We start from the raw sequence: 13555 nt of genomic DNA on the forward strand, positions 1-13555 counted from the left end.
CGCCTAGGCTAGATCCCCCTAACTCCCCCTTAAGAAGGGGGACTTTCTACTCGTTCCCCGGCTCTGCCTGGGAACGCATATCTGGAGGCTCTGCCGACCTTTTCGTTGAACTGTCTGGCGGTTGAAACCGCCATATTACCTAACCGTCAACACATAACCTTCATGAACCTTGAAATTAGGAATAACATAATTCAAGTTATTTCCCCCAACCGAAAAAGTTTCTTCTTTGACAGTAATAAGCTTCGGCACAGCGCCTTCTAGATTGTTAGGAATCTTCTCTAATTTCAGACTAATTTTCTGACCTTTTTCAATACCTAATTGCCGCAAATTGGCAAGATTCAAGGTAACGGTTGTGGCCGAGGAATAATTGGGATCGAAATAACCTAAAAGTACCTGTGCTTTACCTTCAGGAGTTGACTTGCTGGCTAAAGCGACAAGGCGATCGTTATCCGATCGGCTCAGCACCCGCGAATTCACTCCGTCAGCATAAGCTTTGTATGTCCACCAAGCGGCCCTAGGCTCAAAAGTATTAGGCGTAACCATCCCGCTCAGCGTATTGTTGAAGCAATTGCTAACTTTTTGAGCTCCGGTTGTATCCCAACAAGCCCTGCAAGCACCGTCAGCTTTTGCAAACTCTAAGTTATACAAATAACCTAAAATTTCCCCCGGCTGATATTGAGCTAATTCCCCGACAATTTCGTTAACGTAAATTTTTTGCAATTTCAGTTCCTTGTAAAATGGACTTTGTTGAAAATTGCGCTTGGCATCGAATACGTGGTCGTCCACAAATAAAATTATGGTATCGTTGAGTTCGTGCCAAGCTAAGAAATTTACTTCCAGTTTGTTAGCTTTGCAGTAATCCAAAAAGGCGGTGAGGTATTCTTTGTTGTAAGTGCTAATGCTCGGCCCGCCAATCACCGCTGTTGGCCCCAATTCTTCCCGCAGAATTTTGTAAGCTATTTTGTAAGTTTCAAAGAATTGTTCTCTGCTACCATTCCAAAATGGATTTTTTAAATCGGGTTCGTTCCATACATCCCAAATAATTTTTTTGCCTTTATTTTGTTGGGCTAACTGTCGGATGAATGCTTCCCACGCGGGATAATCTTGATAGGGCCAGCCTTTGGGATTGCTGCCGTAGCCCCAGAGGTCGCTAACTAATAGTTGAAATTCGGCTCCGCTGGCGATTACTCGATCGTAAATATCGAGTCTTCCCGCCCGCCACAGCTTCGGCTGCAAGGGTTTGATTAAGTTGTCTGGGGGCTTGCTGGGGTCGATGCCGTGCAAGATGCCGCTCATGGACGTTATACCGACGGCTGGTTGTCCAAAATCTACTGTGATGTTCGATCGCACTTGAGCAACAGTTGGTTGCTGCCCAAAATACGCAATTAACAGGACAGTTACCACCGCCAAGCAAATTGGCAGCAGCTTGTTAATAGGTTTGAACTTGAAGGTGAATTGCATATTGTATTTGCTGGCGAAGTGAACAACAGGAAGCAATGACAAACCTTAGTAAGTTTGTAGTGAGGACTTCTGTTTTTCCTAAAAGATGTTAGATCATACCAATTTCATAAAGTTATGCTGCTACTGAAAGTTTGACTCCCCCCCTTTATAAGGGGGGGTGGGGGGGGGGTAGATATGTAGCGCTATTTTATGAATTTGGTATAAAAAGGACTGAAGTTCTCACTACAAATCTAGAAGGAATGCAATTTTTTACTACCAACTAAGCAGGACTAAACTCCTTACTACAAACTGTTTTTTGAGATTAGACTCGCAGCAGTCTTAACGAACAGACAAGGCAACTTCAAAACCCTGGATTGATTCTATCAATTCTTGCCAAGCTTCAGAATCAACTAGCGAGCGAGTATCAAGTTTAACACCCTTTTCGGCAGATAGTGTCACAAAATTCGTGATCCAGCTCAAAATAGTTTCCGTTGTAAACAGCGGCGTGCATTTCCATGATAACTGCAACTTCTCCACCATTCCGGACATATCTCCGCGATCGAAAGCTTGCCATGCCTGCCATACTAAATAATAGTAATTGAGCATACTGTCAACTTGCTGAATCTGCTTTTGGACTTTGGGGGCGAGCGCAAATTTATCTCGATTGCTGCTAGCAGATAAGACTTCTGCAATAACTTCTGCGTATTCCACAAGCATCCGTTCTTCCTTGAACATTTCTGCAGCCCGCAATTTGCAAGCTTGTCCTGCAAGCCTCCGCAATTCGGGATTTTCCGCCCATAGTTCTACCGTTTCTGCTAACTCTCGCGCTGTCTGTTTCGGGTCAATTTTTGGGTCGGCGATTAACTTTCCGGTGTCTCCCAACTCTTCGGGAATGCCGCTGACTGCTGTGGCAATTACGGGCAGTTCTTTCGCCATTGCTTCCATAATTGCGAGCGGCATTCCTTCGGCTTCGGAAGATAAAATAAAGATGTCGCTGGCATCTAACCAATCGGCAATATCCCACCGCTGGCCTAAGAATTTAACTTGTTCGGTGACTCCTAATTCGCTAACAGTTGCTCTCAATTCCGGCTCCATATTGTCGTGAGTTGCAGCACCGGGGCCGGCCCACACAAAGTATAGCTGCGACCAAATTGGCAGATTTTTCAGTTGGGCGATCGCCTGCAATTGATACTGATATCCTTTAATTGGAGTCAGTCTCGCCGCCGTGAAACAAACCACAGCTTCTTCGGGGATTCCTTGTTCTCGGCGCAAGCGTTGGCGGTTGGAAAGATTGGGCGGTTCAAAATAACTTTCCGGCCTGCCGTAATAAATAACTTTTCCCTGTTCCAGAGGTGTTTTAAACAAACTCTTGAACAAGTTTAAATTTTCGTGGGAAACAGCGATGACGGATTTGGCTAAATCGTACTGATAGGCGACTGCATCGAAATAGGGAACTTGATCGCCGCGGTTGAAATGTTGATAAGTGCGATCGATATAACCGAGAGTAATTACATAAGGTATGTTTTGCTCGATCGCAACTTGTTTTGCAGCAAAATTTGCGATCGGCCAGCCATCGCTAAAGATAATTAAATCCGGTTGAGCTTCCGCGTAAATTCTTTCAGCATCCGCACAATTGTAAGCAATTCGCAAAAACTCCTTCATCGTGTCGAACTCCAGCCAAATATGCTCGATACCTAGCTGCTGCTGTTCGGTAATTAAAGGATTAGAAGTTTTAGTTTGTACGCTAGTAACTCGGTAGCCGTCGGCTGCTAATTTGCAAAGCAGCGAGTGGTTGAACTGCGCCAAACCGCCGATTCCGTGGTCTTCTGCGTACAGGAGTACGTGCCCTGCAAGCTTGCGGTAATTTGAACTAGGGGCCGATTTAAATTGATAGGTATTGTTGACAGCCTCTACAACTATGTCTTGCCATTCTGGTAAATTGGTCAAGGCATAAGCATCAAAACTATTGCTGTATTCTTCGGAAGAAACTCTAAAAGTTTCCAACCATTTGAAAACAGTTTCCGAGCCAGTAAAAGGAGTATAGTACAGAGATTTTTGCAGGCACTCGACCATCTCTGCCAAATATCCGTCGCGGTACATCCGCCACGCTATCCACACCAAACATTTGTAACGTTCTGCCTTTTTTAATTTGCGAATGCGATCGGGCAAATCTGGTCTGGCGAAAAATTGCTCCATCACAATTTCCATACTTTTCATCACTTTCTGCCCGCCGGACATCAAATTTTTATCGTGCTGGCGGTAGCAGGTTAATACCTCTTTCAACCAAGCACATTTGCAGCCTTTTAAAGTCAAACGCAAAGCAAAATCTAAATCTTCGGTTGGCGGAAAGCGAGGGTCAAAACCGCCCAGACGTTCCCACCACTCGCGCCGCAGCATCATCGCGCTGGGACGCACGCTTTTGAACAGAACAAAGGCTTCTAAATCTAAGTTTGGCGACTCTTCCCAAGGCACGGATGCGTAGATATCTTTTCCGGTTTCATCAACCATCAACCAGCCGTTTTGTACCATGCCTAAAGAGGGGTCAGCTTCAAAACAAGCAATTTGTTTGGCAAGTTTTTCTGGCAGAAAAAAGTCGTCAGCATCCAGAAAAGCTAAGAATTCGCCTTTGGCAATCTCGCAAGCGCGATTCCGAGCTATTGCTGCGCCTTGATTTTCCTGATAGACGTACTGAATGATATCCCGGTAAACATCTAAAACTTGACTTGTACTGTCTGTAGAACCGTCGTCTACGACTATGATTTCCCAGTCTTTGTAAGTTTGATTAATCGCGCTTTCTACGGCTCTGGCAATGTAGCGTTCGCAGTTGTACGCCGGGATAATGACGCTGACTCTGGGTTTTTTTGAAGAAAGTATGCTAGCCATTAACTGTTTCCATTCTGATAGGTTTCTTAATATTTGAAAGTCGATTGTTTTTCCGTAAACTTGGGCAATAGCACCCAGACGTTTGAGCCAATCTGTAACTGTTTTTCTGGCAGAATAGGGACTGTAGCGGAGAGATTTTTGAAAAAAATCAACCGCCTCAACTGGATAGTTACTATAGTACAATTGCCACGCCATCCAAGTCAATGCTTCGTAGAAAGCCGGATTTTCTAATTCGCGGATGTGCTGCGGCAAATCGGGTTTGGCGAAAAATTGCTGTTTTAAGGTAATAAAAAGATTTGCTTGTTTCAGGGCTTTTTTGATTGATACATTTTTGTCGTGCTGGCGGTAGGATACTGTGATTTGAGGCAGCCAAGCTGCTTCGCAACCCAGCACTGCTAAACGCAGCACTAAATCTGAATCGTCTACTGAATCAAACTCTGAGTTAAACCCGCCGGCAATTTCCAGCCACTGGCGCGAAAACATCATGGCGCTGGGAAGTACGGGCATTTGTACTATCCAAGTTTCTAAGTTTAATTTGGGGAAATACAGCCAAGGTGTTATATCTGAAATTGCATCGCCTTGCTCGTTAACTAAACGCCAGCCGCTGTTGACAATTCCTAAAGATGGTGAGGATCGAAACAGTGCTATTTGTGCGGCTAATTTATCTGGTTCAAAGAAGTCATCTTGATCTAAAAATGCTATGAATTCGCCTTTTGCTTCCTGAATTCCTCGGTTGCGGGCGGCTGCTACTCCTCGATTTTCTTGATATACATAGCGAATTTTGTCCAGATAAGGTTGCAATACCTGATGTGTCTCATCTGTCGAACCGTCGTCTACAATGACGATTTCCCAATCTGTCAAAGTTTGCGCTAGGACGCTTTCTACTGCTTGCGCGATGTAGCGATCGCCATTGTATGCTGGTATAATTACGCTGACTTGCGGTGCGTGAGTCGCTGCTGACATTATTTACCTCGCTGTTAACCTGTTGCTATCTTAGTTTAATCGAAATTGGTTTTTACATCACATCTTGTACCATTATTAAGAACAGGCAAGATGCCTGTTCCACAAAGAGTGATTTTTTTGTGGGCATCGCGGCACTATTGTTCAGAACAGGCAAGATGCCTGTTCCACAAATGGTATAATATCTCAGTTTCTACTCAATTTATATTGTGCAAATTTACTTCAAATTCCACCGCACAAATGCCCAGCAGGCGCTCCGATATTTACAGCAAAGCAGATGTCTGTGCATGATTTTGAAACTAGACAAGTTTTGCCCTACAATTATACAGGTCATTATTACTCAACAGGAACGCAGTAAGTGAATTCAGAAACAGTGCAAGTGAATTTTCAGCAGCAGGCAGAAATATATTTAGCTTTAGGGAAGTTGGAGGAGGCGATCGCACTTTGCCACCAAATTCTCGCATCGCACCCCGATTCTGCCGAGACTTGCAAAACCCTAGGGAAGGCGCTGCAAGCTCAGGGCAATCTAGAAGACGCGCGCTATTGGTATAAAGTTGCGATCGCCCGCAAACCCGATTTTGCCGAAGCTTTTGCTAACCTCGGCACCCTCAGCGCTAGTTTGCAACAGTGGCAAGAGGCGATCGCCTATTACCAAAAAGCTATCTCCCTGCAACCCGACGTTGCAGGATTTTACCGCAATTTGAGCCGCATATTTACCCAACTCGGTAAAGCTGACGAAGCAGCAGATTGCTGGTATCAAGCACTTTTGATAGGACCGATAGAAATAGCGTCAGAATATCTCGATTTGGGCAATACTTTGTTGGCGCTCAACAAGCCAGAAAAAGCCATAGTTTGTTACCACAGGACGATTTATTTAAACTCTAGTTGTTGTGAAGCTTACTGCAAATTAGCGGAAGCTGCTAGCGAGCTCGAACAGTGGGAAGAGGCTATTGTTAACTACCGCAAAGCTATTAAACTTCAACCGGATATTTCTGAGTTTTATTACAAATTAGGAAATGTCCTGCGAGCCAAAAAACTCTGGCGAGAAGCAGAAAAAGCCTACCGCGAAAGTATTGAATTAAATCCTAATTCATTTTGGTATTACTCCAATTTAGGCGCAGTTCTGCTGGAATTAGAACAATGGCAAGAAGCTGTAATTGTCTACCGCACTGCTGTGGAAATTAACCCGGATTTTTCTTGGTCTTACTACAGCATCGGCGAAGCTTGCGGTAAATTAGAAAAATGGTCTGAATCCGCCGCAGCCTACCAGCAGGCTGTTGAATTAGACCCGAATTATTCTGGATCTTTTCACAAGTTGGGAGAGGCGCTTTTTCAACTCGAAAAATGGTCGGAAGCTGCCACAGCCTACCAAAGTGCGATCGCCCTTAATTCCGAATTCTTTTGGTCTCATTATAATTTAGCTTTGAGTTTAGTTAAACTCCAGGATTGGTTGGCGGCAACCTTCGCCTACCAGCGGGCGATCGAACTCAATCCAGATTTTTTTTGGACTTACCACAATTTAGGAGAAACGCTGTTGAAAACCCAGCAGTGGAAAGCAGCAGCTACCGCTTATCAGCGCGCTATTGAACTCAACCCAAATTTTGCTTGGTCTTATTACAATTTAGGCGATGCTCTGACCCAGCAGCACGACTGGAACGAGGCTGTTTGGGCATACCTTAGCGCGCTGCAAATCGAACCCGCTCTCCCGAACATTTACACCAAGCTGGGCAATGCTTTGCTCAAAAGAACTCCAGCAAATTTAGACGCAGCCACCAGCTACTATCACCACGCATTGCAGCCGCTGCACTCTCCTGAATTTTACTGCGAAATTGCCCAAAAGTTTGCCGAGAGCGATCGGCTTGACGAAGCGGCTGTTTTGTACGTGATGGCATTAGAAGTCCGGCCCAAAGATCCCGCAATATCCGCAAAATTAGCGGAAATTTTAGACATCGAAAATCAAAGGGGCGATCGCAGTTTATTATTAGAGTTGGAAATTGACGATATTCGCGATCGGTACATTGCCAGAGTCGTCAAAAATCACACTTTTGCAGAAGTCGGCGGATTGTGGGGAAGCGTCAACGAAAAAGTATCTGTAGCAAGCAAATACGGTGCACTTTCTCTAACAATGATTGATGTCACGCCCGCATCACAAGAAATTTGGCAAGATTTTCGCGATCGCATGGCAAGTTTAAATATTGCTAATTATAATTGTATCAGTCGAGATATAACTCAGATTCAGCTTGCAGAAATTGGCCAACCTTATGATGTAGTCCACTGTGCAGGAGTTTTGTACCATCACCCACACCCTTTACAAATTTTAACCAGCTTGCGTCAAATAACAGGGCAGTATTTAATCTTAACTTCAGCGATTACCCAAGAAGTTATAGAAAACGAGCGGGGGCGCTACGAAATTCCAGCTTCAGGAGTAATCTTCATGCCCGCTTTGGGCGAAGCAGAACGAGCTATCTTAGCAGCTTACTGGCAGCAGTACACCTACGGCACACCAATTCTCGGAATAATTGAAAAAGCAGTTTTTGATATCAACGACTTTGGGCCGTGGTGGTGGCTGCCTACAGCTTCTGCGTTAGAATCTATGTGCAAAGTAGCTGGATTTAAGGTTTTAGATAAAGGATTGACTTGGTACAATAACGCTTTGACTCTGCTGCTGGAGGTTTGAAGATTGGTAAACGAAGAATCGCAGCAATTGCTCAAAAAAACGGCTAAACAACTGGTTGGCGAGCAAATCGCTCGTTTTATTTCCCCAAATTTCCTACAATTAAACATTTTTTTGCAGGATTGAAAAATAAAACATAACAACCCCAAAATGGTGAGGAAGTTCTTAATTACTGAAACCCTTCCGAAAAATTCATTTTTCCTGCTTTCCTGTTCCTTTTATTTTTTTTCTTCTTCCTTCTTCCTTCTTCCTTCTTCCTTCCCCCCTTGGGGGGCAGGGGGGGTTCTTCTTCCTGATGACGTTGTACCGAAAGCTCGGAGGCGACAGCAAAACATGACTGATGACTGATGACTGATGACGGCAGGAGGGCGGGCACTCTTGGCACCGCCCCTACTGACTGATGACTGATGACTGATGACTGATGACTGATGACTAATGACTAATGACTAATGACTAATGACTGATGATATCATGTCCGATCGCTCACCACAACAAAAACGGATCGCGCCTGCGCTCCAATCTTATTGTTTTCAATCCATCGGACACGATATAACCAATAACCAATAACCAACAGCCAATAACCAATAACCAATAACCAACAACCAATAACCAACAACCAATAACCAATAACCAATGACTAATGACCAATGACTAATGACCAATGACTAATGACCAATGACTAATGACTTTATATTTAGGAAAATAATCAATGAACAATCAGCACCCAGAAAAGCTATTAGGAAACATTTTAGTAGTAGACGATACGCCAGAAAACCTGCGCCTGCTGTCTACGATGTTGACTCATCGGGGGTACGCGCCCCGCTGCGTGATTAACGGGCAAATGGCTCTCAGAGCCTGCAATTCCAATCCGCCGGATTTGATTTTGCTCGACATCATGATGCCGGAAATGAACGGTTACGAAGTCTGTCAGCACCTAAAATCTGAAGCAAAAACTAAAGAAATTCCCGTAATTTTTATCAGCGCTAAAGATGAATTATTTGATAAAGTAAACGCATTTGCTGTAGGAGCAGTTGACTACATCAGCAAGCCGTTTCAGTTTGAAGAAGTGCTCGCCCGCATCGAAAGTCACCTCACTTTGCGGAATTTACAAAAGCAGCTAATACAACAAAATGTACTGCTTCAAGAAGAAATTAGCAGCCGCTTAGCCGTTGAGAAAAATCTTCACGAAAAAAACCAAATCCTGCAACAAGAAATCAGCAACCGCCTCGCCGTTGAAAAAGCTTTGCAAGAGCAAAATTTGCTCCTCCAACAAGAGATATCTCACCGCCAGCGCGCCGAATCTGCTCTGTTGAAATCCAATCAAGAATTGGCGCGTTCAAATGCGGAATTAGAACAATTTGCTTATGTAGCTTCTCACGATTTACAAGCGCCTTTAGCAACAATTGCCAGCTACGCTCAACTTTTAGAAAAACGCTACAAAGACCAACTCGACAGTCAAGCTAGTAAGTTTATCGGCAATATTGTTCAAGGCTGCACGAGAATGCAAACTTTAATTGACGATTTGCTCGAATATTCGCGAGTTGGCCGCAGTCAGAAACCTTTTCAACTAACAGATTGCAATCAGGCAGTCCACCACGCAATCGCCAACCTGCAAGGCGCTATCCGCGACAGTCAAGCTGTTGTTACCTACAGCGAATTACCAACGGTAACGGGGGATTTTTCTCAGATTGTACAGCTTTTTCAAAATTTAGTTAGCAATGCGATTAAATATCGCCACGATGTACCGCCTGCGGTTCATATTACCGCTGCCAAACAAAAGGAAAACTGGTTGTTTTCTGTCTCGGATAATGGAATTGGGATTGCTCGGCAGCATCAAGAACGCATTTTTCAAATTTTCCAGCGCTTGCACACTCAAAGAGAATATTCTGGGACGGGTATTGGTTTAGCAATTTGTCAAAAGATTGTGCAGCGTCACGGCGGATGTATTTGGGTGGAGTCGCAACCGAGTCAAGGTTCAACTTTTCACTTTACTCTCTCTTAATCGAGATATCGTGCAGGCATTTATGTAGAAGCTACCAGCCAGGTTTAGCTGAATTAACTCTTATATTTTCAGGCAGAAGCTAGAACCTAGAAGTGAAATTGCAAGTTAGAATAAAAAATGCTTTGCGTTGACAGCAGAGTAAATTCGTGATATAACTGTAACTCTTAAACATAATTTTTGTAGCGATCGCTCGAACCGCAATCTCACCCCGCCCGCCAACGGATACAATCGCCCGACAAAAGTCGTGGAAAGACCCAAAATTTAAACTCAAGTTTAAGCTAGCAGATTCATCTTTAGCAAATAAATCTCAAATCGACTGACTGCCGATGTATGTGTAGGTGGAATTCAATAACATCCCTGGCAAGAAAAGATAAAATCCAAGTTAGTTTGATAATTTTTCTTTAATTAGTAAATATTATGAAAGCAGTTTTTAACTTAGCTGTACCTCCTACCTGCTTTAACGTTCTGTTGGTAGAAGACAACCCTCACGAAGCTGAGCTTATTGAAGATTTGCTGTCAGGAATTAGCGGCCGGCAGCGTATATTGCTGACGAAAGTTGAGCGCCTCAGCGAAGCGCAGCAGCGATTGAGTCAAGAAACTTTTGACATCATTTTATTAGACCTTTCACTGCCAGACAGTCTGGGCATTGAGACGGTGGTTCGGGTAAAAGAGTACGGGGTAAATGTGCCGATCGTAGTTTTGACCGCCCAAAACGACGAAGAGCTTGCCCTGCGGTTAATTTCGGTGGGCGTACAGGATTATTTAGTCAAAAGAAAAATCGACGGCGAACTGTTAATTCGATCGCTCCGTTACGCCATAGAACGGCAGAACAGTCAAGATGCTTTGCGAAAAAGCGAAGAAAAATATCGCTCGGTGGTGGAAAATTCTTTGATCGGAATTGCTATTATCGCTCCAATTATTGACCCCGCAATTGGTGAAAATTGCAATTGGATAGAAGTTAACGATGCGCTTTGCAATTTGCTGGGCTACGAGCGCGAAGAACTTTTGCAAAAAAACTGGATCGAGTTGGCTCATCCAGATGACTTTAGCACTAACATAGAACAATTGTCTCATATTTTAGCAGGTACGAGCGACGGTTACATCTGTGATAAAAGATGGTTCAGAAAAGACGGCGAAATAGTTTACACGCGAGTTTCGCTGCGCTGCATCCGCGGCCGAGACGGCTCGATCGACCGGATGATCGAAGTAGTGTTGGACGTGAGCGATCGCTACTGCTACGAAGCCCAACTAAAAGCATCAGAAGAATTTTTAAACCATACTATAAATGCTACGCCAGACCCGATTTTTGTCAAAGACGAGCAGCACCGCTGGATGATCTTAAATGATGCTTTTTGTCGGTTGCTCGGCAAATCGCGGCAAGAACTGATCGGCAAATCAGATTATGACTTTTTTCCCAAATCAGAAGCTGATGTTTTTTGGGCGAAAGATGAAAAAGTATTGACAACAGGTATCTGCTTGGAAACTGAAGAAAATTTCACAGACACCGCAGGCAAAGAACGGATTATTTCTACCAAAAAAAGCGTCTTTCAAAAAGCAGACGGCAGTAAAGTAATAGTTGGCACAATTAGAGATTTTACCGAATATAGACGGCAGCAAAGAGCCCTGGAACAAAGCGAAGCTCGATTTCAAAAACTGGTAGCTAACTTGCCGGGAGCAATTTATCAATTCCGAAGCTCAGCAACTGGACAAAGGTCTTTTCCCTACGTCTCTTCAGGCTGCCGCCAACTGTACGAATTAGAGGCAGAAGTAATAGAGCAAAATGCCGAACTTATTTTCAACGGAATTCATGCAGACGATCGCTTAAATTTAGAAACATCTATAGAAGTTTCAGCCGCTACCCTGGAACCTTGGCAGCAGCAGTGGCGGCAGATTGTGCCATCGGGAAAAGTTAAGTGGCTGCAAGGAGCATCAAGACCGGAAAGGCTGAATAATCAGATCGAATCTGGGAGCGAAGGCGATATTCTCTGGGACGGTTTAGTGATGGATATCACTGAGTTGAAGCAGGCACAAACAGAGCGCGATCGCTTTTTTACGATTTCCTTAGACTTGCTTTGCATTGTCGGTTTCGACGGCTGTTTCAAACGTTTGAACCCAGCTTGGTCAACGGTTCTAGGCTACAGCAGTGCTGAACTTTTTGCCAAGCGTGCGATCGAATTTGTTCATCCTGACGATCGAGAAGCCACCGCAGCCGAAGCGGCAAAACTAATCGCCGGTACCTCTAGTATTTCCTTTGAAAACCGCTATCTTTGCAAAGACGGTTCTTACAAATGCCTGCTGTGGACGGCATCGCCCTTTAGCGAAGAAGGTTTAATCTACTCAGTCGGTCACGATATTACCTCTCGCAAACAAGCCGAGTCCAAACTCCAGCAACAAGCAGTAGCAATGGGCGCTGCTTATGACGGTATTGCCATTTTTAACGATCGCAAAGAATGTATTTATTCAAACGAGGCTTATCTGAAAATGTACGGCTTGGCTAGCGCTAGCGAACTGTTTGGCAAGAAATGGAAAATGCTCTACAGCTACGCAGAAAATCAATATTTTGAACAAGAAGTAATGCCGGCGATCCAGGAAAAAGGGTACTGCAATATAGAAGCGCTCGGTCAGCGCGGCGACGGTACTAAGTTCCCTCAAGAATTGTCGCTGACAATGCTTGCAGGCGGAGAGATAATTTCTATAGTCCGCGATATTACTAAGAGAAAACAAGCAGAATCAGCACTGCGAGCGAGCCAGCGCCGCTATCAAACTTTGGCAGAAGCATCGCCGGTTTGCATATTTCACAGCGATGCGTTTGGCAATTGCTTTTATGTGAATCAGCGGTGGAGCGAAATCACGGGATTAAAGGCAGAATTAGCATCTGAAAATGGCTGGATGAATGCCATTCATTCGGATGATTCGGAACGGGTGAAAAATGAATGGCATCGGGCAATTACTGACAAAATTCCTTTTAAATCAGAATACCGCTTTTTGCGCCCAGACGGTCGTGTAATTTGGGCGATCGGTCAAGCAGTAGCGGAAATTGGAGATGCTGGCGAAATTAAAGGCTATATCGGCACTATTACTGATATTAGCGATCGCAAACAAGCCGAATTAAACCTGCTGCGAGTGACTCAAGCCGTAGAAAGCACCAGCGACGCGATCGGCATTGCGGACTTGACAGGGCGATCGATCTACCACAATCAAGCCTTTATTCAGCGGTACGGCTACACAGCAGAAGAACTGAACGCAGCAGGCGGAGCAAAAGCAATCTACTCCCAAACTCAAGTGCTGCTAGAAATGTTTAAAACGATCCGCAAAGGCAAATCTTGGCAAGGCGAACTCAAAATCAAAACTAAAAGCAGCGAACTGGTAACAACTTTATTTCGCGCCGACTGCATTAAAGATGAAACTGGAAATTTAATCGGGTTAGTGGGAGTAATGACCGACATCACAGAACGCAAACAAGCCGAGATGGCGCTGCTGCACCAATTAAGGCGAGAGCGGCTGGTAGTTGCCATGCTCGATCGCATTCGCTCCTCCCTCAATTTAGAAGAAATTCTCACCGCTGCTGTCGAACAAGTGCGGCAATTTTTGCAAAC

5 protein-coding genes are annotated in these 13555 nt (G+C 44.4%); 3 read left to right on the plus strand and 2 right to left on the minus strand.

Translation table 11 applies throughout. From position 1 onward, the window contains the following. Positions 1-135: 135 nt before the first annotated feature. Both WBA89_RS18985 and WBA89_RS18990 read right to left on the minus strand, forming a co-directional pair. Entirely contained in the window at positions 136-1461 is a 1326-nt protein-coding gene (locus WBA89_RS18985; protein WP_424408760.1) for a GH39 family glycosyl hydrolase, read from the minus strand. A gap of 318 nt (positions 1462-1779) precedes the next feature. Further along, complete coding sequence (locus WBA89_RS18990) at positions 1780-5286, minus strand: glycosyltransferase (RefSeq protein WP_424408761.1); 3507 nt, start codon at positions 5284-5286, stop codon at positions 1780-1782. A 355-nt stretch (positions 5287-5641) separates the two neighbouring features. On the opposite strand from WBA89_RS18990, the gene WBA89_RS18995 reads away from it, so the two are divergent. The 3 genes from WBA89_RS18995 to WBA89_RS19005 all read left to right on the plus strand — a co-directional run. Beyond that, the gene (locus WBA89_RS18995) at positions 5642-7960 is read left to right on the plus strand and encodes a tetratricopeptide repeat protein (protein WP_424408762.1); all 2319 of its coding nucleotides are present in this window, start codon (positions 5642-5644) and stop codon (positions 7958-7960) included. A gap of 706 nt (positions 7961-8666) precedes the next feature. Further along, on the plus strand, positions 8667-9959 hold the full coding sequence (locus tag WBA89_RS19000; RefSeq protein ID WP_424408763.1) for a response regulator: 1293 nt from the start codon (positions 8667-8669) through the stop codon (positions 9957-9959). Positions 9960-10376: 417 nt separating this feature from the next. Then, on the plus strand, positions 10377-13555 hold a 3179-nt coding region (locus WBA89_RS19005; RefSeq protein ID WP_424408764.1), incomplete at its 3' end, for a PAS domain S-box protein.

This window comes from Microcoleus sp. (assembly GCF_049646505.1).
Taxonomy (GTDB): Bacteria; Cyanobacteriota; Cyanobacteriia; order Cyanobacteriales; family Microcoleaceae; genus Microcoleus.